The following is a 20,640-nucleotide window of genomic DNA, read 5'->3' as shown; positions in this document are numbered from 1 at the left end:
GGCGGTACGCCCGCCACGCGCGGTGCGGCGTGGCGGTCAGCGGCGCGCCGGGCCGGCGGTGACCGGCGACGCGAGAGGGGACCCGCGGTGCAGCGGGGTGGGGCCGAGGGCCGGCAGGCCGGCGATCCGCCAGGCGGCGAAACCACCGACCACGTCCGTGGCCCGGTGCAGTCCGATGTCCTGCAACGCGGCGGCGGCCAGCGACGAGGTGTAGCCCTCCTGGCAGAGGATCACCACCGGAACGTCGTAGTCGACCGCCTGCGGCAGCCGGGCGGGGCAGCGCGGGTCGAAGCGCCACTCCAGGACGTTGCGTTCGATCGCGAGCGAGCCCGGCACGACACCGTGCGCGGCCCGCTGGGCGGCCGGCCGGATGTCGACCAGCAGCGCCCCGGCCCGGTACGCCAGGTGCGCCCGCTCCGGATCGAGCCGGTCGAGCCGGTCGCGCGCGGCGGCCAGGATCTCGTCGATGCCCCGGGAGCCCGGTGGCGGCACGGGGGCCGGACACCGCTCGGCGGTCACCTGCATGGTCGGTTCCTTTCGGTGGTCGAGGGTGGATCGGGGGTGCCGGCCGCTCACCAGGAGCGGCCGGCCTCGGCGACCTCGGCGATCCGCAGCCGCCCGTCGGCGAGGTGGTAGCGGGTCATCCGGACCAGCGCCGGCCGGTAGACGTGCACGCTGATCGCCGGTTCCGTGCCCCGGTTGGTCACCACGTGCACGTGCCGGGGGCCGAAGCGGCGACCCGCGCCGGCGTCGAGCAGCCGGGGACGCAACCGGCCACCGGCGACGGTCTCCTCGGTGAGCGCGCCGTCGACCACCCGGAACGCCCCGGCGGAGCCGCCGTGGTCGTGCAGGTCGGTGCCCTGCCCGGGAAGCCAGCTCAACGCCCACACCTCGTGGTCGTCGCCGATGGCGAGCCGGGCGTACCAGCGCTCGTCGGGGTCGAAGCGCAGCGGCACCGGCCAGCGGGCCGGGTCGGCCCAGCGGGCGGCGACGGCGAGCAGGTCGGGCTCCGGGCCGTGGTGGTTCATGGCGGTCCTCGCGGTCGTTCGGCGGGTGCCCTCGTACTCTAGCCGTCAAACCCTATAGGTTTAGTAGGTAATACCACGTGCTGGGACGCCCGCTGCGCACGCCGCCGCTCAGCGCAGGACCGGCGGGTCCACCCGGTAGCCGGGCAGCGACGGCCACCGCACGGTCAGCACCACCGAGGCGCACTCGGCGTACCAGGAGTGATCCACCCCCCGGGCCCACACCACGTAGTCGCCCGGGGCGGCCAACCGCACCGTCCGGTCCGGCAACTCCACCCGGAACCGCCCCTCGACCAGCACGAGCAGCGTGGTCCGCCGCTCCCCCGTCGCCCACCGCGAGCGGGCCTCCCCGGGCGGGTGCACGCCCCACTTCACCTCGACGTCGGTGCTGTGCCGGATCTCCCCCGGTGGCGCGAAGTGCCCGAGCAGCCAACCCGCGTTGCCGGCACCGTCGACACCGGCGTTGCCCACGTACACCGTCTCACCCAACGGACCCTCCCCAGCGCACCGGCCGAGCAACCTATCAGTGCCCGGACGACTAACCTGGACCGGTGACCGACGACCTCGACGCCGAGACGCTGGCGTTCGCGCACCGGATGTTCGACCTCGCCCGCGCGGGCTCCACCGAGGAACTGGCCGCGCAGCTCGACGCCGGCCTGCCCGTCAACCTCACCAACGACAAGGGCGACACGCTGCTGATCCTCGCCGCGTACCACGCCCACCCCGCCACGGTGGCCGCCCTGCTGGACCGCGGCGCCGACCACACCCGGACCAACGACCGCGGCCAGACCGCCCTGGCCGCCGCGGTCTTCCGCAGCAGCACCGACGCCGTCCGCGCGCTGCTCGCCGCCGGCGCCGACCCGGCGCACGGCAACCCGTCCGCGATCGAGACCGCCCAGTTCTTCGACCTGCCGGAGATGACCGAGCTGCTGCGGGCCGGCTGACGCCGACCCCGGCGGGCCGGTATACAGAGTCGGTGGAAGATCCCCTGCCCGAGCAGATGCGGGCCGCCGCCACCGCGTTGCTCGCCGCGCTCGACCCGACGGCCCGCGACCAGGCCGTACGCCCGTTCGACGACGAGGCGGCGCGGCGCTGGCTGGAGTACCGGCCCCGTCCCCGCCCCGGCACCTGCCTCGCCGAGCTGGACATCGCCGGCCGCAAGGCCGCCCACCGGCTCCTGGCGACCGCGCTCAGCCCGTCGGCGTACGCGCAGGCGATGGCGATCGTCGCGCTGGAGGAGGTGCTGGACCGGGCCGAGGGCTGGCACCGCGGGCGGCACAGCGGCGACTACTGGATCGCGGTGTTCGGCGACCCGGCACGCGACGACCGCTGGGCGTGGCGGCTGGAGGGGCACCACCTGTCGGTGAACATGACCGTGGTCGACGACCAGGTCTCTCCCGCGCCGATCTTCTTCGGCGCCAACCCGGCGGCGGTCCGGTACGCCGGCCGCCCGGTCTCCCGGCCGCTCGGCGTCGAGGAGGACCTCGCCCGCGCCCTGCTCGACGCGATGGGCCCGGCCGAGCGGGCCGCCGCGATCATCGCCGACGAGGCGCCGGCGGACATCATCAGCGCCACCCGAGGGCGGGTCGACGGGCCGCTGGAGCCGCTCGGCGTGCCGGCGGGCCGCCTGGGGCCGACCGGCCGGGCGCTGCTCGACCAGGTGGTCGCGCTCTACCTGGACCGGCTGCCCCCGGAGCTGGCCATCCGGGAGGCGCGCCGCCTCGACGGCGGTGAGCTGCACTTCGCCTGGGCCGGCCCCACCCGGCCGGGCCAGCGGCACTACTACCGGATCCAGGGCGACGACCTGCTGATCGAGTACGACAACACCACCGACGACGGCAACCACGCGCACACCGTGCTGCGCCGCCCGGCCAGCGACTTCGGCGCCGACGTCCTGGCCAACCACCACCAGACCCACCCCCACCCCTCCGACCGACGGGCTTGATCATGAGGTTGGCGGGCGGTTGACCGCCTGATCGACCGTCCCGGTGCCGGGGTCAGGGGTTGGTGGCCTCGATGAGGAAGCGTTGGGCGTGGGCCACGAAGGGGCCCTCGGTGGTGATGCGGTGGTGCAGGGCGAGCAACTGCGGGCGGTAGCGGTCCACCGTGAAACCGGGCACCGTCCAGATCACCTTGCGCAGGAACCACACCACCGCCCCGACGTCGTGGAAGACCGCCCGGAGCGTGGCGTGGCGCAGGTCCACCACGTTAAGCCCGGCGGCCCGGGCGGCGGCCACCGCGTGCTCCGGGTGACGCTGGCTCGGTGGCGGCAGCGGGCCGAGGATCGCCTCGCTCACCTCGCGCATGGTGCCCGGACCGATCTGCTGGGACAGGAACGTCCCGCCCGGCCGCAGCACCCGGGCCGTCTCCGCCCAGTCGGTGCGGACGGGATGTCGGCTGACCACCAGGTCGAAGGAGTCGTCGCGGAACGGCAGCGGCGCGTCCGGGGCGACCGCCACCACCGTCGCGCCGACCAGCCGCAGGGTGCGCCGGGCCACCTCGACGTTCGGCGGCCAGCCCTCGGTGGCCGTCAGCAACCTCGGCGGTCGGGGCACCTCGGCGAGCACCTCGCCGCCGCCGGTGTCCACGTCCAGCGCCGCGTCGGCGCGCGCCATCCGGTCGGCAACCAGGGCGGCGTACCCCCAGGGCGGGCGTTCCTCGGTGGCCCGGCCGGCCAGCCAGTCGAACCCCCAGCCGTCGACCGGCGCGGCGGCCGCCTCCGCGATCAGGTCATCGACGTTGCGCACAGTGTCCACGGCGGTCAGCCTCGCCGACCGCCCCCGCGCGGGCAACGCCATTTGCCACCCCGGCCGTCCGGCTGGCGCTCCGCGCGACGCCGGGTCGGACGGGTTGCCTCAGGGGCGCGGGCGGACCATCTCGACGGTGGAGCCGGCAACCCCGCCGAGCGCGTCGAAGGTGCCCGCCTCGGCGCGGCGGCGCCCGTCGAACTGACGCATCAGCCGGGCACCCAGATACACGCCGACCCCGCCGGCGGCCAGCGCGACCAGCTCGGTGACCAGGATCGCGACCGACGCACCCCGCTGCGGGGAGTTGGCCCGGATCAGGCAGGTGACCAGGAAAAGACCGGCCATCGCGGCGTTCACCAGATTGAACGTGACGGCCGTGTGGCGGGTCCGGTCGCCCGGAACGTCCCACAGGTCGACCATGCCGGCGATCGCGGTCATCGCGGCGGCGAACAGAGCGGCGACAACGGTCCAGTAGCCGACCTCGCCCAGGAACGACGGCCCACCGATGACGTCGGTGAGATCGAAGACGGTGGCGCTGACGAAGAGCCCGAGCGGAAACGTCACCAACATCGGTTGGATGGGGTGCCCCTGCACCCGCAGCCGGCTCTGCATCGGTCCTCCCCCGGGTCGGCGCAGCTCAGCAGTACCAGAGTGCTACCCGAGCCCCATCCGGGCGAAACAATCGCGCCCGACTCGCCGCCGACCGGGAGAACGGGCACCAGCCGGGGTCGGTCAGTTGTCGCGCTGGCGGGAGACCGTCCGGACCAGCCGCTCGGCCACCTCGCGCAGCGGGATGTCCAGCGACGACGCGGCGGTACGCAGCACGTCGAGCGCTTCCGCCGGCGCGCACCCGCGCTGCGTCATGATCACGCCGACGGCCTGCTCCACCACCCCGTCCTGGAGCATCGAGGCGTCCCGCTCGCCGGCGAGCGCGACCTGCCGGCCCCGGTCGCGCACGGCGGCCAGCAGCAGCCCGGCGTGCTCGGCCAGCAGCATGGCGGTCAGTTGGTGCTGCGGGGTGAGCACGTCCGGTGCCGCGGCGTACAGGTTGATGGCCCCGATCACCTGGTCGTCGATGTCGACCGGCGCGGAGATCGCCCCGCGTACGCCCAGGTCACGGGCGCGCGCCGTCCAGGCCGGCCAGCGTCGCTCACCGGCCAGGTCGGCCGCGAGGATCATCTCCCGGCGCCGGATCGCGCTCATCGCCGGCGAGTCCGGCCCGTGCCGCAGATCGTCCAGGCCGGCCAGCCGATCGTCGGAGGCCGCCACCCCGGCCGGCTCACCGGCGCGCAGGGCGGTGAACCCGCACCAGCGCACCCCTGCCACCGCGTCCCGGGTGACCCGGACCAGCGCCAGCAGCGCCTCGTCGAAGTCGCTCAGGGCGATCAGGCCGGCGGTCAGCTCCCGCAACAGCGCGGCTGTCTCCAGCACGCCGAGGCGCTCGGCCACCGGCTCCCGCATGTCCAGATTCACTGGCCCGCAGCCCTCGTACGCCCCCACGCGCGTCCAGCCGACGTCGTCACGTATGTCATCGTCTGCTCTCTCCCGACTTGACCGACCCGGGCTACTACCCTTGCAAACCCGGGTCGAAACGGCGTAAATCGGGGTCCCTGCGGCGCGCGGACGTGCGACAGGGACCCCGGAAGCCGCGGCCGTCGTGTCAGCGCGGGGCGCCGGCGAGCCGCCGCCCGATCGAGGCGATCAGCCGGTCGAGCTCGGAGCCGAACGGGTTGTCGTGCACCAGGTACGTCCAGGTCGCGGTCGGCCGGACCAGGGTGCCGTCCTCGGGGTCCCAGTCCTCGTCGAACTCGGTCTCGGCGAAGGTGGCGAGGGTGCGGGCCTCGATCTCCGGAACCAGGTTGTTGAACGCCGGCACCGCGGCCCGGTGGAACTCGTCCAGCGGGTCGAGCCGGCCCAGCGCCCGCAGGTGCACGCCCTCGCGGACCTCCGACAGCTCGGCCAGGTGCTCGGCCCAGAGCCGGTCCAGGTGGTAGAGCGCTATCGACCGGGCCGCCCGGGCGAGGAGGTCCTCGTCCATCTCGCCGGCCTTCTCGGGCATCTTGTCCAGCAGCATCAGTGCGGCCACGTCACTGGTCAGCAGCCGCTCCCGGCGCTGGGCGAGGGCCTTGCGCTGCTGCTCGATCACCACGCTGTAGCGCCAGGTGTTGCGGTGGATCTCGTGGTTGACGCCCTCGGCGACCCGCTGGGCGTGCTCCACCGCGTAGTCCACCTGCTCGTCGGTGACCAGGCCGTCGGCGTTCATCCGCGGCGAGGGCGGCACCGCGTCCGCGGCGTGCCGGGTGACCAGGTCGTCCTCCAGGCTGACGAAGAACACCGACCCACCCGGGTCGCCCTGCCGGCCGGCCCGGCCGCGCAGCTGGTCGTCCACCCGGCGGCTGTCGTGCCGGCCACTGCCGATGACGTAGAGCCCGCCCAGCTCGGCGACCCGCTCCTGGTCGGCCTGGTCGCTGCCGCCGAGCCGGATGTCCACGCCCCGGCCGGCCATCTGCGTGGAGACGGTCACCGCGCCGTACGCGCCGGCCTCGGCGATGATCGCCGCTTCCTCGTCGTCGTTCTTGGCGTTCAGCACCACGCAGGGCACACCGGCCGCGTTCAGCCCGGCGGCCAGCCCCTCGGACTCCTTCACGTCCAGCGTGCCGACGAGCACCGGCCGCCCCGCCTCGTGGCAGCGCCGGATCTCGTCGATCAGCGCCTCGTCCTTCTCGGCCCGGGTGGCGTAGATGCGGTCCGGCTCGTCCTCACGGACACACGGCGTGTTCGGCGGGATCACCGCGACCTCGAGGCCGAAGAACTCCCGCAGCTGGTCGCCGACCAGCACCGCGGTGGCGGTCATGCCGCAGACCGTCGGGTAGAGCCCGATGTAGGCCTGCACCGCGATGGTGCCCAGCACCTCGCCCTCGGCGGTGGCGTCCAGGCCCTCCTTGGCCTCGACCGCCGCCTGGAGCCCGTCGGGCCAGCGGCGGCGCTGGGCCACCCGGCCGCGCATCTCGTCGATCAGCTCGACCGAGCCGTCCCGGACGATGTAGTCCACGTCGCGGTGCAGCAGGGCGTGCGCGTGCAGCGCCACGTTGACCGCGGAGAGCTGCGCGACGTGCTCCTCGTCGTACAGGTCGATGCCCAGCTTGGCCTCGACGGCGGCCAGGCCGGCGGCGGTGAACGCCACGCTGCGCCCGTCCTCGGGGACGGTGTAGTGCCGGCCCTTGCGCAGCCCGCGCACCAGCGCGGCGGCGGCGTGCACCGGGTCCTGCTCGCCCGGCACCGAGCCGGCGAGGACCATCGGCACCCGGGCCTCGTCGATCATGATCGAGTCGGCCTCGTCCACGATCGCCGTGGACAGCGCCGGCTGCACCCGGTCGGCGACGTCGGTGACCAACTGGTCGCGCAGGTAGTCGAAGCCCGCCTCGCTGACCGAGACGTAGGTGACGTCACAGGCGTACGCGTCGCGCCGCTCCTGCGGGGTGGACGCCTCGTTGACCCAGCCGACGGTCAGGCCGAGCAGGGTGTAGACCGGCTCCATCCACTGGGCGTCGCGGCGGGCCAGGTAGTCGTTGACGGTGAGCACGTGCACCGGCCCGTTTCCGACCCGGACGTGCCCGTACGCGGCGATCGTGGCGGTCAGGGTCTTGCCCTCACCGGTGGCCATCTCGGCGACCTTGCCGGAGAGCAGCGCCATCGCGCCGAGCAGCTGGACGTCGTACGGCCGCTGGTCGAGGCCCCGGCGGGCGGCCTCCCGGCCGACGGCGCAGATCTCCTCGTAGCCGACGGCGTTGCCGGCGGCCTCGGTCAACTCGGCGTCGTCCAGCGCGGCGAGGTCATCCTCGCGCGCCTCGATCGCCGGCAGCAGCTTCTCCAGCGGGGCAAGATCCACGGTCGTGCCGGGGCGCTGGAGGAACCGCCGGAACTTGCTCTTGAACCGTTGCGACACACCCATAGGCGGCAACGGTACGCGACCCGAGCCGGCTTTCGCGGCCCGGCCGGCCGGGCATGTCGACCCCGACGCCGCCGGCTCACCCGACCAGCAGTTGGTGGGTGGCCAGCTCCCGGTAGAGCGGGTCGGTGGCGGTCAGCTCGGCGTGGGTGCCGACGGCCTGCACCCGGCCGCCGTCGAGGACGACGATCTGGTCGGAGTCGACCACGGTGGCGAGCCGGTGCGCCACGATCAGCAGCGTCCGGCGGACGGCCACCGCGTCGATGGCGCGACGCAGCGCCGCCTCGTTGCGCGCGTCGAGGTTGCTGGTCGGCTCGTCGAGCAGCAGCACCGGCGGGCCGGCCAGCAACGCCCGGGCGATGGCCAGCCGCTGCCGCTCACCCCCGGAGAGCAGCACCCCGCCCTCCCCCACCTGGACGTCCAGCCCCTGCGGCGACCGGTGCGCCAGATGACCCAGGTTGACCTTGTCCAGGACCTCGTGCAGTTGGTCGTCGGTGGCGTCGGGCGTGGTGATCAGCAGGTTCTCCCGCAGCGTGCCGGCCAGCACCGGGGCCTCCTGCTCGACGTAGCCGAGTCGGGCCCGCAGCGCGTCGCGGGGCAGTTCCCGCACGTCGGCGCCGTCCAGGCGGACCGCGCCGGCGCTCACCTCGTAGAAGCGCTCGACCAGCGCCAGCAGGGTCGACTTGCCGGCGCCGGACGGGCCGACCAGGGCGGTGCGGGTGCCGGCGGGCACCGCGAAGCTCACCTCGTGCAGCACCGGTTCCCCACCCGGGTAGCCGAACCCCACCCGGTCGAACTCGATCATCGGGGCGGGGCGGCGGGGAGTCGCCGTGGCCACCGGCCGGTCCGTCGCCCCCTCGGCCGGCACCGCCATGATCTCCTCGATCCGCTGCAGCGCGCCCAGGCCGCTCTGCAACTGGGTGTACGCGTTCAACACCTGGGCCAACGGCAGGGCCAGGAAGAACAGGTACATGACGAAGGCGACCAGATCACCGACGGTGATCGCGCCGGCGGCCACCCGCGCCCCGCCGATGCCGAGCACCAGCAGGAACGCCCCCTGCACGGTGACCGAGCCGACGGGCCCGACCACCGCCTGCACCCGGGCCACCCGCAGCCCCGCGGAGTACGCCGCCCGGGCGCTGCCGGAGACGGTCTCCGTCTCCCGGGCCTCGGCCCGGCTGGCCCGGATGGTCCGGGCCGCCGAGATGGCCCGCTCCACCGCCGAGGTCATCTCTCCGACCCGTTCCTGGGCGGCACGGGACAGCGCCCGGACCCGCCGCGCGAAGGTCGCCGCGAAGCCCAGCCCCAGGCCCACCCCGAGCAGGGTGACGCCGAACAGCAGCGGATCGAGCAGCACCATGGCGGTGCCCGCGCCGAGCACCATCACCGCCCCGGTGACCGTCTCGAAGAGCCCGGAGGTGACCACCGCCCGCAGCAGGGTGGTGTCCGAGCCCACCCGGGAGAGCAGGTCGCCGGTGCGCCGGCGGTCGTACTCGGCGATCGGCAGGCGCAGCAGGTGCCCGGCCAGCCGACGCCGGGTGCCCAGCACCAGCCCTTCGGCCGTGCGTTGCAGGAGGTAGTTGCGCAGGCCGCCGATCGCCGCGCCCAGCACCACGAGCACCACCAGCAGCACCACCAGCCGGGAGACCCCCAGGCCGTCGCCCACCCGGTCGAGCACCGACCGGGTGAGCAGCGGCTGCGCCAGGGAGGCCGCCGCCCCGACCAGCGACAGCGCGCCCACCACGGCCAGGGTCGCGCGGTGCTCGCGCAGGTACGGCAGCAGGGCGGTCAGGCCGACGGGCCGACCCTCACGGGTGCTCATGGCGGGAACGGTAGCCCGCTGCGTCATCCGGCGAACGCGCTCCCGCGCCAGGTCAGCCGGCCAGCACCACCTGAAGCTCCTGGCGGCGCCGCTCCGCCAGGTCGGTGAGCAGGGTGGGTGCCTCGTCGAACGGCACCACCGCCGAGACGAGGTGCTTGCGGACCACGTCCCCGTACGCCCGCAGCAGCTCGATGGTCTCGGCGGAGAGCCGCTCCCGGTCCCAGGTGGGCGTGAGCCCGCGCGGCACCCGGCCGATCTGCGCGCAGCGCACCGACAACCCGTTGTGGTGGAACTCCTCGCCGAGCCGGACGGCGTCCGCGCCGCCCTGGTAGAAGGCGAGGTCGATGACGGCGCCCTGCGGGCGCAGGAGCCGCAGCGCGAGCTGCAACGCCCACGCCTGGCCCCGGCACTGGAACACGACGTCGGCACCCCGGTCGCCGGCGGTGTGCGCCCACCGGGTTTTGAGCACCACCGCCGGGTCGTCCGCGTCCGGGTCGAGGGTCTCCAGGCCCAGCGACTCGGCGACCTGGCGGCGCTGGGGCGTGGGGTCGAGCACCAGCACCGAGGCGGCGCCGTGCCGCCGGGCGAACAGCGCGGTCAGCAGACCCACCACACCGGCGCCGACCACGGCGACGCGCCGCCCACGCACCCCGTCGCCGAGCGAACGGACGTCGGCGCCGTGCAGGTCGGCGGCGGCGTGCAGCAGGCCGTTGGCGCAGATCGGGCCCATGTGCGCGACGTAGACGCCGAGCAGCGGGTCCAGGTCGTCGGGCAGCGGCACGAACCGCTCGGCGACCGGGTCGGCCACCCAGCCGGTGCGGTGCCCGTAGGTCATCGCACCGACCGTGCCCACCGCGACCGCCGGGGTCTCGCTCTCGACCACCCGGCCGACCTGCATGTAGCCCAGCCGGGTCACCGGGTACGGGGTGCTCGCGTCGCCCGGCTGGAACAGCCCGAGGTCGGCGTTCCACGTGACGTTCAGGTAGGGGTTCGTGCCCTTGACGTAGCTCAACTCGGTGCCGGCGGAGACACCGCTGAACAGCGTCTCGACCCGGAACGTGCCGGGGCGCAGCGGCGGGGACTCCTGTTCCACCAGCTCCACCCGGCCGGGGCCGGCGACCACCACGACCCGGTCACGCATCGACCGTCACCCCGCTGACGAGCACCGCGGGGGCGGCCGGGCTGGTGAGCCGCACGGTCTCACCGGTGCGGGCCGAGTCGGCCACCGCGAGAGCCAGCCGCTGGGTGCCCAGCGCCTCGGCGTACGGGACGCGGACGTCGTCGCCGACGCCCCGGACCGCGTCGATGAAGGACCGGTCGACCGCCACCCGGGCGGCCTCCGGGTCGGCTGGTACGTGTCGCTCACCGTCGGCGTCGCGGATCAGCAGGCCGTCCTCGGCGATCGACAGCGCCAGCCCGTCGGCGAGGATCTCCAGCCCGGCCCGGTGCTTCCAGCCCAGCACGCAGGCCGCGCTGAGCGTGCCGACCGCACCGCCGGCGAAGCGCAGCGTGGCGGTCGTCACCGAGTCGATGTCGGCGCCGTCCACCGGCGGTGGTGTGCCGTTGCCGTACGCGGTGACCTCGGTGACCTCGCCGACCAGCGTCCGGATCAGGTCCAGCACGTGCGCGGCCTGCTCCACGACGGGGCCGCCGGAGCGGTCACGCAGTGACCACCAGGCCACCGGCGGGACCTTGTCCAGCCAGGCGCCGCTGACCATCCGCACGGGACGGTCGGCGAGCAGCTCGCGGGCCTGGTCGAGGAAGCTCAGGTAGCGCCAGTGGTGCCCGACGGCGGTGCGCAGCCCGCGCCGCGCCACCAGGTCGGCGATCCGCTCGGCGGTGGCCAGGTCGACCGCGACCGGCTTCTCCACGAACATGGGCAACCCGGCCTCGATGACGGCCTCCTCGGCCGGGCCGTGCGCGAACGGCGGCACGCAGACGTACACCGCGTCGAGGCCGGCGGCCAGCAGTTCGGCGACGTCGGGGTAGGCCCGCCCGCCGTGCTGCCCGGCCAGCGCCGTGGCCGCCTCCGGCGCCACGTCGGTGACCCCGACCAGTTCGACGTCATCGAACGCGGCCAGGACCCGGGCATGTCGTTGTGCCACTCCCCCGGCGCCCACCAGACCAACACGGCACATCTGCATTCGACAACCTTTCCGAGAACGTTTCCACTTCGACGGGAACACTCCCCGCGGCTGTGCGCAATCAAACGTTCATCCCCCGGGAACGCGGCGGCGTACCCCTTGTGATCAAGCTGTTGCCCTGGGAGCGGTTAGCGCATGGTGCGGAGTGGGAACAAACAATCTCGGATTTTTCCGCCCACGGATCGGGAGGGGTGCCCGTGCGGGATACGACATCGAGCGTGTCACCGGTGGTGGAGGCGTGGGCCACATACCGGACCACCTCGGCGGCAGACTGGCCGGCTCGCCGGCTGCTGCGCGCCAAGGGAGACAGCCGGGTCAGCGTGGTGCTGCCGGCGCGCAACGAGGAAGCGACGGTCGGCGCGATCGTGTCGACCATCCGGGAACACCTGATGGATCGGGTCGCCCTGGTCGACGAGCTGATCGTGGTGGACTCGCGGTCGACCGACCGCACCGCGCAGGTGGCCCGGGCCGCCGGGGCCGAGGTGGTCAGCCAGGACGAGATGACCCGGGGGCTGCCCCGCCTCACCGGCAAGGGTGACGCGCTCTGGGCCGGCCTGGCCGCCGCCGAGGGGGACGTGGTGGCGTTCATCGACGCTGACCTGAGGGAGTTCCGCCCACACTTCGTGAGCGGGCTGCTCGGCCCGCTGCTGACCGACCCGTCAGTCGATTTCGTGAAGGGGTTCTACCACCGGCCCCTGGTGGGCGCCGCCAGCGTGGAGCAGGACGGCGGCGGCCGGGTGACCGAGCTGATGGCCCGACCGCTGCTCAACCTCTTCTGGCCCGAGCTGGCCGGGTTCGTGCAACCCCTCGCGGGCGAGTACGCCGCCCGGCGCGAGGTGCTGGCCCAGGTGCCGTTCGTCTCCGGGTACGGGGTGGAGACGGCGATGCTGATCGACCTGCTCGACCTGGTCGGGCTGGACGCGTTGGCGCAGGTCGACCTGGGCGAGCGCAAGCACCGGCACCAGGACACGGCGGCCCTCGGCCGGATGTCCGCGCAGATCATGTTGACCGCCTGGTCCCGCCTGCAACGGCGCGGCTGGGCCAGCCCCGGCATGTCACCGGAGCCGCTGCTGACCCAGTTCCGCCGCGGCGGCTCCGACGCGCTGCCGAACCTCGACCGCGAGATCGTCGTCAGCGACGTGTCGATCGAGGAGCGCCCGCCGCTGGCCGAGTTGCGCCACCGGGTGCCCCGCCGACGGGTGGCCGCGGCGTGAGCGCCCCGGCGTCACGGCCGGGCGTCCTCGTACCGAAAGGTCGCCCCCGATGAGCCTCACCGTGCTGATGAACGCCGGCCCGTGGCTGTCCGTGCCACCGCCCGGCTACGGAGGCATCGAGAACGTGATCGCCACGCTGGTCCCGGAGCTGCGACGACTCGGCGTGCGGGTGGTGCTCGCCTCGGTCGGGACCAGCACCCTGCCGGTGGACGAGAAGGTGTCGGTCTTTCCCGACGGGCAGTTCGCCGCGTTGCAGCGGCCGTACAACCAGGTCTGCGGGATCGCCCAGGCGCACCTGGCCGGGGTGGTCCGCGAGCTGCACGCCCGCCACGACATCGATCTGGTGCACGACCACGTGGAGGCGGTCGGGCTCGCCACTCTCGCCGCCATGGGGCCGGGCGGCCCGCCGACCCTGCACACCCTGCACTGGGACCTGGCCAAGCACCCCGCGCTCTACGGCAGCCTGGACGGCGGCGCCCGCGTCCGCGTCAACGGTGTCTCCGCGTCGCAGCTGGCCCGCGCGCCGCTCGCGCTCCAGCAGCACTCGGTGGGGCACGTGCACCTGTCCACGCCGCTGGCCGTGGACGCCGACCGCCGGCCACGGCCGGAGAAGGGCGACCACCTGCTCATTCTCGGCCGGATCAACCCCGGCAAGGGTCAGGACGTGGGCGCCCGGCTCGCCCACCGGGTCGGCATCCCGCTGGTGCTGGCCGGGCCGGTCGGCCCGTACCACCGCCCGGCCGAGCTGGCCGCGGTCGGCGACGAGGCACGGCAGAACCCGGACGTGCGGTTCTTCCTCGACGAGGTGGCACCACACGTCGACGGTGACCTGGTCCGCTGGGTCGGCACCGTGGCCGGCCAGGAGCGCGACGACCTGCTCGCCACCGCCCGCGCGTCGCTGTTCCCGCTGCGCTGGGAGGAGCCGGGCGGCACGGCGGTGGTCGAGTCACTCGCCCTTGGCACGCCGGTGGTGGCGACCGCCCGGGGCTGCCTGCCGGAGCTGATCGAGCACGGCCGCACCGGGCTGCTCACCGCCGACGAGGACGAGCTGGACGAGCTGGTGGTGGCCGCCGAGCTGCTCGACCCCGACGAGTGCCGGCGGGTGGCAGCGCGGCGGTTCACCCCGCAGGTGATGGCCCAGCGCTACGTCGAGCTGTACCAGCGGGTGCGCGAGCTGGCCAGCGCGCCACGGCTGCAGCCGGTCTGACCGTCGCCCGTTGCCGTCGACGTTTGCCGTCGGCGGCAACGGGTAGCCGGCAGCCCTCACGCCGCCGCGCAGCGAGGAGCCGTGATGGTCGGACCGATGGCGCACTCCCGGGCCCGCTCCAATCCGGCCGACGGCAGGCCGCCGGTACGCCGCGCGGCGGGAACGGTGGCGGTGCTGTTCCTGCTGATCGGCGTCCTCGGTTTCGTGCCGGGGATCACCAGCGGCACGTCCGATCTGCGGTTCGCCGGCCACGGCTCGGGCGCGTTCCTGTTCGGCACGTTCCAGGTGTCGGTGCTGCACAACCTGGTGCACCTGCTGTTCGGGGTGGTCGGGCTGGCGCTGGCGCGCACGGTCACCGGCGCCCGGACGTTCCTCGTCGGCGGTGGCGCCGTGTACCTGGTGCTCTGGCTCTACGGGTTGGCGGTGGACCACGACACCGGCGCGAACGTGCTGCCGGTCAACGACGCCGACGACTGGCTGCACCTCGGCCTCGGCGTCGGGATGATCGCGCTGGGCCTGCTGACCGGACGAGCCCGCCGCTGACCTGCCACCCCATCCGTGACGTGCCTCGCCCGGTCCGTCGGTCCGGTTTGACCCGGGTCCGGGTCGGGTAGTTCGCAGATCCCGACACACCAGCGGATCGAGGGGTTCCATGTCCAGCCGGATCACCTGCGAGGTGCGCGACGCGGCACCGGTGGCGATCGTCCGGCTCGCCGGGCCGCTGGACCTGGGCACCATGCGGACGGTCCACCGGGCGCTGGACGACGCGCTGGCCACCCAACCGGAGGCACTGGTCGTGGACCTCGCCGAGGTCACCGTCCGGGACCGGCTGGCGCTCTCCGTCTTCGCCGCCACCGCCCGACGGGCCGAGGAGTGGCCGGCCGTGCCGGTGGTCCTCTGCGCCCCACCGCCGACGGCCGCCCGCTGGCTGGCCGAGACGTCCGCGTGCCGGGTGGTCCCCGTGTTGCCGGACTGCGACGAGGCGACCCGGATGGCGGGCGCCGCCACCTCGCCCCGCCTGCGGGTCCGGTTGGAGCCGGTGGCCGAGGCCTGCCGGCGTGCCCGGGAGATGGTCACCGACGCGTGCGCGCGGTGGAACCTGCCCGACGCGGCCGGCCCCGCCGCGCTGGTGCTCAGCGAGCTGGTCGGCAACGTGGTCCGGCACGCTGGCACGCCCATGCAGGTGACGGTGACGCTGCGCCGGCCGTACCTGCACCTGGCCGTGGTGGACGGCAGCCGGGCGGCGGCCCGCGCCGGCGGGGCGGATCTCCGCGCCGAGGGCGGACGCGGGCTGCTGCTGGTGCGGGAGCTGGCGCAGCGGTGGGGCAGCGTACCGGCCGGGCAGGGCAAGGCCGTCTGGGCGATGCTGCCCGCGACCTGAGCGTCCGGGGTGGTGGGGGCCGGTACCGGAGTTCTGACCGAAATTGGCCGTCTCGCCTGGTTTCATGGCCAGAGGGACGGGTAGCAACGCTCGTCCTTTCTGTCGTCATGACGGGGTGAGTAGCCATGTCCAAGCGGGTAACCACTGAGCCCGGTCGTGATCGAGGCCCCGCGATCCTGGCGCCAGCCCGCTTCGGGGGCTTCCCCGGGCCGCTGCGGTCGCCGGTCCCCGGCAGCTCCCTGATCAGGTTCCTCGCGACGACCGACCACAAGCAGATCGGGCTGCTGTACCTGCTGACGTCCTTCGGCTTCTTCCTGCTGGCCGGGCTGGAGGCGATGCTGATCCGCGCTGAGCTGGCCCGGCCGGGGCTGCAGTTCCTCTCCTCCGAGCAGTACAACCAGCTCTTCACCTCGCACGGCGCGGTGATGCTGCTGCTGTTCGCCACGCCCGCGGCCTTCGGGTTCGCCAACTTCATCGTGCCGATCCAGATCGGCGCGCCGGACGTGTCGTTCCCCCGGCTCAACGCGCTGGCCTACTGGCTGTACCTGTTCGGCGGTCTGATGGTGGTCGGCGGCTTCCTGACCCCGCAGGGCTCGGCGGACTTCGGCTGGACCGCGTACACCCCGTTGAGCAGTGCCGAGCACAGCCCCGGGGTCGGCGCGAACATGTGGGTCGTCGGCCTGGTCGTATCCGGGCTGGGCACCATCCTCGGCGCGGTCAACCTGATCACCACGATCCTGACCCTGCGCGCGCCCGGCATGACCATGTTCCGAATGCCGATCTTCACGTGGAACATGCTGTTCACCAGCGTGCTGGTGATCCTGGTGTTCCCGCTGCTGGCCGCCGCGCTCCTGGCGCTCTCGGCCGACCGGCTGCTCAACGCGCACGTGTTCGACCCGGCCACCGGCGGCCCGATGCTCTGGCAGCACCTGTTCTGGTTCTTCGGCCACCCCGAGGTCTACATCATCGCGCTGCCGTTCTTCGGCATCATCACCGAGATCATCCCGGTCTTCGCCCGCAAGCCGATCTTCGGCTACACCGGGCTGGTGCTGGCCACCATCGCGATCACCGTGCTGTCGATGACGGTCTGGGCGCACCACATGTTCGCCACCGGCCAGGTGCTGCTGCCGTTCTTCAGCATCCTCAGCTATCTGATCGCGGTGCCCACCGGCGTGAAGTTCTTCAACTGGATCGGCACCATGTGGAAGGGACAGCTCACCTTCGAGACACCGATGCTGTTCGCCATCGGCTTCCTGGTCACCTTCCTGCTCGGCGGGCTGACCGGCGTGCTGCTGGCCAGCCCGCCGGTGGACTTCCACACCCACGACAGCTACTTCGTGGTGGCGCACTTCCACTACGTGGTCTTCGGCACCGTCGTGTTCGCCCTCTTCGGCGGCTACTACTTCTGGTGGCCGAAGATGACCGGCCGGATGCTCGACGAGCGGCTCGGCAAGGCGCACTTCTGGACGATGTTCATCGGCTTCCACGGCACGTTCCTCGTGCACCACTGGCTGGGCGACGAGGGCATGCCCCGGCGGTACGCCGACTACCTGCCGACCGACGGCTTCACCACGCTGAACACGATCTCCAGCATCTTCGCCTTCGTCCTCGGCCTGTCGACGCTGTTCTTCATCTACAACGCGTGGAAGTCCTGGCGGTACGGCGCGATGGTCACGGTGGACGACCCGTGGGGCTTCGGCAACTCGCTGGAGTGGGCCACCACCTGTCCTCCGCCCCTGCGCAACTTCGACCGCATGCCCCGGATCCGCTCCGAACGTCCGGCCTTCGACCTGAAGTACGGGCCGCTCGTCGCCGACCTGGGCCGCGACCTGCCGCAGCGCAGCACGAAGCCCCCACAGCACTTCACCGAGGAGTTGCGTACGGAGCACCACGTGCCGGAGTCCCCGGCCGCCGAGGGCGCGCACGGCGCCCAGGAGGCGGCCGACTACCAGCCGGCGGCGCGGTCCGGCGCCCGGCCGGTGGACGTGCCGGAGCCCGACGGCGTGCGCCGACCCAGCTTCGAGCACACCGACGAGCCGGAGGAGACCAACCTCGGCGCCCAACGCGACGAGCAGCCCAACGAGCGGTGGCGGCACCCGCACAGCAAGGGCGACACCGAGGAGCACTGACCCGGGTACGCGACGCGGGGCCGGCACCCGAAGGTGCCGGCCCCGTGTCGTCGACGACCCGAACCGGGCGTCGCGCTCGGTCTCACTCCCGGGCAGGTGCCAGGCCGGCGGCGGTGAGCGAGCGGCGTACCGCGGGTTGGACCCGCGTCAGCCGCAACGGCACCCCGGTCCGGGCAGCCGCGTCCCGCCCGGCCATCAGCGCCGCGATCCCCCCGGCGTCGAAGCCACCCGCGCCGACCAGGTCGACGACCACCTCGCTCGGCTGCCCGGTGACGGCCTCCAGCATCGCCCGGCGCAGCTGGTCCGCGCCGTCCCGGTCCACCTCACCGCCCACCTCGACGACCACCCGGTCGCCGTTCTGCTTCACCGAGATCCGGGTCTTGCCCGGGTCCGGCTCGGCGGCGCCGTTCTGCCACGGCGGCGGCGCGTCGGCGAGCATCGCCTGACGCAGCCACGTCAGTGCCCGCGACAGCAGCCGGGAGACGTGCATCTGCGAGATGCCGAACCGGGCGGCGATCTCCGCCTGGGTCTGGTTGCCGTAGAAGCGCATGGCGAGGATCCGCCGCTCCCGCCAGGGCAACCGGTGCAGCAGGCCGCTGACGGTCACCCGGTCGTCGACCGATTCCAGCGCATTGTCCGACTCGCCGACCAGGTCACCGAACTCCGCGGAGCTCTCCCCGCCCACCGGCGCGTTGAGCGAGGCCGGGCTGTAGCCGGCCGCCGACTCCAGCGCCGCGAGGATCTCCTCCTCCGGGGTCTCGAGCCGCCGGGACAGCTCCGCGACGGTGGGTGCCCGGGACAGCTCGCTGGTCAGCGCGGCCGTGGCCTGCCCCACCTCGAGGATCAGGTCGCGCAGCCGGCGGGGCACGTGCACGCCCCAGGTGCGGTCCCGGAAGTGCCGCTTGATCTCACCGACGATCGTGATCGCGGCGTACGCGGTGAACGAGCCCCGTTCCGGGTCGTACCGGTCGACGGCGTTGACCAGGCCCAGACGGGCCACCTGCTCCAAATCCTCCAGCGGCTCGCCACGGCCCCGGTAGCGGCGGGCCAGCCGGCCGGCGAACGGCAGCGCGAAGCGGACCAGGTCGTCCCGTGCCTCCTGCCGCCGCTCGGGTGGCAGCCCCTCGATACGCGCCGCGTACGCCAGCGCCGCCGCGTCGAGGTCCTCCAGACCTCGATCGGTGGGTGGTGGTGTGGTCGTGGTCGTGCTCGTCTGTCCGAACATCCGCGCCTCCCTCAGGAAGGTCCCCCGCCCGGATCGGGAAACCGGTCGTGCGCGTGGTCGAGCCACGCACCGGGCCGGAAAGTGGGTCAGTGACTGGGATGCCAGCGGGCGACAACGCCTCTGCGCAGCGCAATCAGGCCGTCGCAGCCAGCGATGTTCCCGCTCCGTAGGTACTCAATCACGGGACCCCGGGTTCGCGAGGAAGTTTCGGCGTGCTCCGCCTCAGGAGAGCAACAACCCCTGGTGGCTGCCGCTGTCGTGGAGCACGGACAACGCCTCGTCGACCCCCAGCGGGGGCGGCGCGGGCAGGTCGTACGGCTGGGCGCGCAGCACCTCGGTGGCCCGGCGGGTGGGCACCGAGGTGACCGGGTATCCCCGCGCGGAGGTGCGGTCGAGCGCCCGACGCCGCCGGCCGAACCCGGCGACCGCCAGCCACTGCGGCAGCCCGGCCAGGGCGGGCGAGCGCACCCCGGGCGGCTCGGGCAGCACGTCCACGGAGCTGAACGCCTCGCTGCCGGCCAGCCACCACTCGGCCTCGTCGACGCTGCGCCGGGTGGCGTTCTCACACCAGTACGGCACCAGCCCCGCCCGCACCACCTGCCACGGATCGAGCAACCGGCCGCACTCCACCACCAACCGGTCACCGGTCTTGCCGGCGCCGCGCAGCCACCGCCGGTACAGGTCGGCCACCGCGGCGCTCAGCGCGCCGGGCCTCGGCGCCAGCACCCGGTGCAGCGGGTGCTGCCGGCGGGCAGCCCAGTCCCGCGCGGCCAGCTCGAAGCCCGAGTCCATGCCGTGCTCGGCGTAGCCCGACGGGGCGGACACCTCCGGCGGCTCCCACCGGGTGGCGTCCCCGCCGGCGGAGCGCAGCACCTGCCGCAGCGCGTGGCTGTCCGGGTGGAAGTCCACCGGGTCCAGGCCGCTGGCCGGGCAGCCGACCTGGAAGCTGTACCCGGGGCCGTGCTCCAGCACCGGCCAGGTCCGCGCGTCGCGCACCAGCAGCACCGGGGCTCCCGGGGCCAGCCGGTCGGCCAGGAACTGCGCGTACGCCGCCGGTAGCCCCCGCCAGCGGGCGGCCAGCGACACGGTCGCCCCGGTCAGCGGGCCACGGCTGGCCGGGCAGTGCACCTGGCGCAGGTGCAGGTCGGCGTTGCCGGCGAGCAGCCGGGCGGCGAGGGCGCTGCCGTGCTCCAGGGCGGCCGCGGGTCGGTCCACCGCGCCGTCGGTCCAGTGCACGGACATCTCGAAGCCGGCGGGCAGCCACGGCACGCCGAGGGCGACCGCGAGGTGTGCGGCCGCGCCGTGCGGCGAGCCGAGCAGCACCCCGGGGTAGCGGCGACGCGGGTACTGGTCGACGAACCAGCGGGCCACCCGCGCGGAATCCACCTCGTCGACCTGGGTGACGGTGAGCGCGACCCGACCGGCGGCCCTGCTGACGGCGGCGCGACGGACCGGCTCCGGGGCGCCGGGGAACCGCGACACCGGCCCGGCCTGCCCCAGATCGGCGCAGTCCGCGCCGCGCAGTGCCCGGGCCGTGGCGGCGACCAGCACCCGGGCGGCGCTGCCCACGGCCACGACCCGGTCACCGGCCAGACCGGCGCCATCTGCCGTGAGCCCCTTGTGCACCTTGTGCACCGGCCCCACCTTGCCTCGTTCGCTCACCACGCGGCCCGGCTTCCCGTCCGGATGGGGTTCAAACGGGGCATCACCCACTTGGCGGCACGATTCCGCAGGTCTGCGGGGTGCGCCGGTCATCACCGGCGTTCGGCGACGATCGGCCGCGCACGGCGGGAGCGG

General features: G+C 73.8%; 19 protein-coding genes. 7 read left to right on the top strand and 12 right to left on the bottom strand.

Annotation, left to right across the window (positions count from 1 at the left end; genetic code table 11):
- Positions 1 to 36: 36 nt before the first annotated feature.
- From ACTWLT_RS28325 to ACTWLT_RS28315, 3 genes are all read right to left on the bottom strand, one after another.
- Complete coding sequence (locus ACTWLT_RS28325) at positions 37 to 525, bottom strand: rhodanese-like domain-containing protein (RefSeq protein WP_252414825.1); 489 nt, start codon at positions 523 to 525, stop codon at positions 37 to 39.
- 47 nt (positions 526 to 572) lie between these two features.
- Positions 573 to 1,028: a cysteine dioxygenase gene (locus tag ACTWLT_RS28320; protein WP_445320981.1), complete on the bottom strand. Its 456-nt coding sequence runs from the start codon at positions 1,026 to 1,028 to the stop codon at positions 573 to 575.
- A 108-nt stretch (positions 1,029 to 1,136) separates the two neighbouring features.
- A complete protein-coding gene (locus ACTWLT_RS28315) occupies positions 1,137 to 1,514 on the bottom strand; it encodes a signal peptidase I (RefSeq protein ID WP_445320980.1) in 378 nt (125 codons plus the stop codon).
- Between the two features lie 62 nt (positions 1,515 to 1,576).
- Here ACTWLT_RS28315 and ACTWLT_RS28310 point away from each other — a divergent pair, with 62 nt between their 5' ends.
- Together ACTWLT_RS28310 and ACTWLT_RS28305 are read left to right on the top strand one after the other, a co-directional pair.
- Positions 1,577 to 1,969, top strand: coding sequence for an ankyrin repeat domain-containing protein (locus ACTWLT_RS28310; RefSeq protein ID WP_252414828.1), 393 nt, complete (start codon positions 1,577 to 1,579; stop codon positions 1,967 to 1,969).
- Between the two features lie 32 nt (positions 1,970 to 2,001).
- Entirely contained in the window at positions 2,002 to 2,970 is a 969-nt protein-coding gene (locus ACTWLT_RS28305; protein ID WP_445320979.1) for a DUF3500 domain-containing protein, read from the top strand.
- Positions 2,971 to 3,022: 52 nt separating this feature from the next.
- Here the strand turns inward: ACTWLT_RS28305 and ACTWLT_RS28300 are convergent, their stop codons facing one another.
- From ACTWLT_RS28300 to ACTWLT_RS28270, 7 genes are all read right to left on the bottom strand, one after another.
- Positions 3,023 to 3,772, bottom strand: a complete 750-nt coding sequence (locus tag ACTWLT_RS28300) for a class I SAM-dependent methyltransferase (protein ID WP_445320993.1) — start codon at positions 3,770 to 3,772, stop codon at positions 3,023 to 3,025.
- Between the two features lie 108 nt (positions 3,773 to 3,880).
- A complete protein-coding gene (locus ACTWLT_RS28295) occupies positions 3,881 to 4,384 on the bottom strand; it encodes a DUF2231 domain-containing protein (protein WP_445320978.1) in 504 nt (167 codons plus the stop codon).
- Between the two features lie 120 nt (positions 4,385 to 4,504).
- Positions 4,505 to 5,245 (bottom strand): GAF and ANTAR domain-containing protein, encoded by a 741-nt coding sequence (locus tag ACTWLT_RS28290; protein ID WP_445320977.1) that lies wholly within the window; start codon positions 5,243 to 5,245, stop codon positions 4,505 to 4,507.
- 187 nt (positions 5,246 to 5,432) lie between these two features.
- Entirely contained in the window at positions 5,433 to 7,724 is a 2,292-nt protein-coding gene (secA2, locus tag ACTWLT_RS28285; protein WP_252414833.1) for an accessory Sec system translocase SecA2, read from the bottom strand.
- A 76-nt stretch (positions 7,725 to 7,800) separates the two neighbouring features.
- Positions 7,801 to 9,543, bottom strand: a complete 1,743-nt coding sequence (locus ACTWLT_RS28280; RefSeq protein WP_445320976.1) for an ABC transporter ATP-binding protein — start codon at positions 9,541 to 9,543, stop codon at positions 7,801 to 7,803.
- Between the two features lie 52 nt (positions 9,544 to 9,595).
- Positions 9,596 to 10,684, bottom strand: coding sequence for a zinc-binding dehydrogenase (locus ACTWLT_RS28275; protein ID WP_445320975.1), 1,089 nt, complete (start codon positions 10,682 to 10,684; stop codon positions 9,596 to 9,598).
- Positions 10,677 to 11,687, bottom strand: a complete 1,011-nt coding sequence (locus ACTWLT_RS28270; RefSeq protein WP_445320974.1) for a Gfo/Idh/MocA family protein — start codon at positions 11,685 to 11,687, stop codon at positions 10,677 to 10,679. Before ACTWLT_RS28270 ends, ACTWLT_RS28275 begins: the two co-directional genes overlap by 8 nt.
- A 230-nt stretch (positions 11,688 to 11,917) precedes the next feature.
- Between ACTWLT_RS28270 and ACTWLT_RS28265 the strand changes: the two genes are divergently transcribed.
- From ACTWLT_RS28265 to ctaD, 5 genes are all read left to right on the top strand, one after another.
- Entirely contained in the window at positions 11,918 to 12,901 is a 984-nt protein-coding gene (locus tag ACTWLT_RS28265; protein WP_445320992.1) for a glucosyl-3-phosphoglycerate synthase, read from the top strand.
- A gap of 49 nt (positions 12,902 to 12,950) precedes the next feature.
- Positions 12,951 to 14,108 carry a glycosyltransferase gene (locus ACTWLT_RS28260; RefSeq protein WP_445320973.1) on the top strand — a complete coding sequence of 386 codons (1,158 nt, stop codon included), beginning with the start codon at positions 12,951 to 12,953 and terminating at the stop codon, positions 14,106 to 14,108.
- A gap of 84 nt (positions 14,109 to 14,192) precedes the next feature.
- Positions 14,193 to 14,651, top strand: a complete 459-nt coding sequence (locus ACTWLT_RS28255) for a DUF4383 domain-containing protein (protein ID WP_445320972.1) — start codon at positions 14,193 to 14,195, stop codon at positions 14,649 to 14,651.
- A gap of 109 nt (positions 14,652 to 14,760) precedes the next feature.
- On the top strand, positions 14,761 to 15,489 hold the full coding sequence (locus ACTWLT_RS28250; protein WP_445320971.1) for an STAS domain-containing protein: 729 nt from the start codon (positions 14,761 to 14,763) through the stop codon (positions 15,487 to 15,489).
- 125 nt (positions 15,490 to 15,614) lie between these two features.
- A complete protein-coding gene (gene ctaD / locus ACTWLT_RS28245) occupies positions 15,615 to 17,618 on the top strand; it encodes an aa3-type cytochrome oxidase subunit I (RefSeq protein ID WP_445320970.1) in 2,004 nt (667 codons plus the stop codon).
- An 82-nt stretch (positions 17,619 to 17,700) separates the two neighbouring features.
- On the opposite strand, the gene ACTWLT_RS28240 is transcribed toward ctaD, so the two are convergent.
- On the bottom strand, positions 17,701 to 18,843 hold the full coding sequence (locus ACTWLT_RS28240) for a SigB/SigF/SigG family RNA polymerase sigma factor (protein WP_445320969.1): 1,143 nt from the start codon (positions 18,841 to 18,843) through the stop codon (positions 17,701 to 17,703).
- A gap of 222 nt (positions 18,844 to 19,065) precedes the next feature.
- A complete protein-coding gene (locus tag ACTWLT_RS28235; protein ID WP_445320968.1) occupies positions 19,066 to 20,478 on the bottom strand; it encodes a hypothetical protein in 1,413 nt (470 codons plus the stop codon).
- Positions 20,479 to 20,640 lie beyond the last annotated feature (162 nt).

Source organism: Micromonospora yongxingensis (genome assembly GCF_052601155.1).
This window is presented reverse-complemented; position numbering and strand designations above follow the sequence as displayed.

Bases quoted from the DNA above. Each gene is read 5' to 3' on its own strand.
- ACTWLT_RS28270 (WP_445320974.1), bottom strand. From the start codon at position 11,687: ATGCAGATGTGCCGTGTTGGTCTGGTGGGCGCCGGGGGAGTGGCACAA.
- ACTWLT_RS28295 (WP_445320978.1), bottom strand. From the start codon at position 4,384: ATGCAGAGCCGGCTGCGGGTGCAGGGGCACCCCATCCAACCGATGTTG.
- ACTWLT_RS28250 (WP_445320971.1), top strand. From the start codon at position 14,761: ATGTCCAGCCGGATCACCTGCGAGGTGCGCGACGCGGCACCGGTGGCG.
- ACTWLT_RS28260 (WP_445320973.1), top strand. From the start codon at position 12,951: ATGAGCCTCACCGTGCTGATGAACGCCGGCCCGTGGCTGTCCGTGCCA.
- ctaD (WP_445320970.1), top strand. From the start codon at position 15,615: ATGTCCAAGCGGGTAACCACTGAGCCCGGTCGTGATCGAGGCCCCGCG.
- ACTWLT_RS28325 (WP_252414825.1), bottom strand. From the start codon at position 525: ATGCAGGTGACCGCCGAGCGGTGTCCGGCCCCCGTGCCGCCACCGGGC.
- ACTWLT_RS28320 (WP_445320981.1), bottom strand. From the start codon at position 1,028: ATGAACCACCACGGCCCGGAGCCCGACCTGCTCGCCGTCGCCGCCCGC.
- secA2 (WP_252414833.1), bottom strand. From the start codon at position 7,724: ATGGGTGTGTCGCAACGGTTCAAGAGCAAGTTCCGGCGGTTCCTCCAG.
- ACTWLT_RS28240 (WP_445320969.1), bottom strand. From the start codon at position 18,843: ATGTTCGGACAGACGAGCACGACCACGACCACACCACCACCCACCGAT.
- ACTWLT_RS28275 (WP_445320975.1), bottom strand. From the start codon at position 10,684: ATGCGTGACCGGGTCGTGGTGGTCGCCGGCCCCGGCCGGGTGGAGCTG.
- ACTWLT_RS28255 (WP_445320972.1), top strand. From the start codon at position 14,193: ATGGTCGGACCGATGGCGCACTCCCGGGCCCGCTCCAATCCGGCCGAC.
- ACTWLT_RS28280 (WP_445320976.1), bottom strand. From the start codon at position 9,543: ATGAGCACCCGTGAGGGTCGGCCCGTCGGCCTGACCGCCCTGCTGCCG.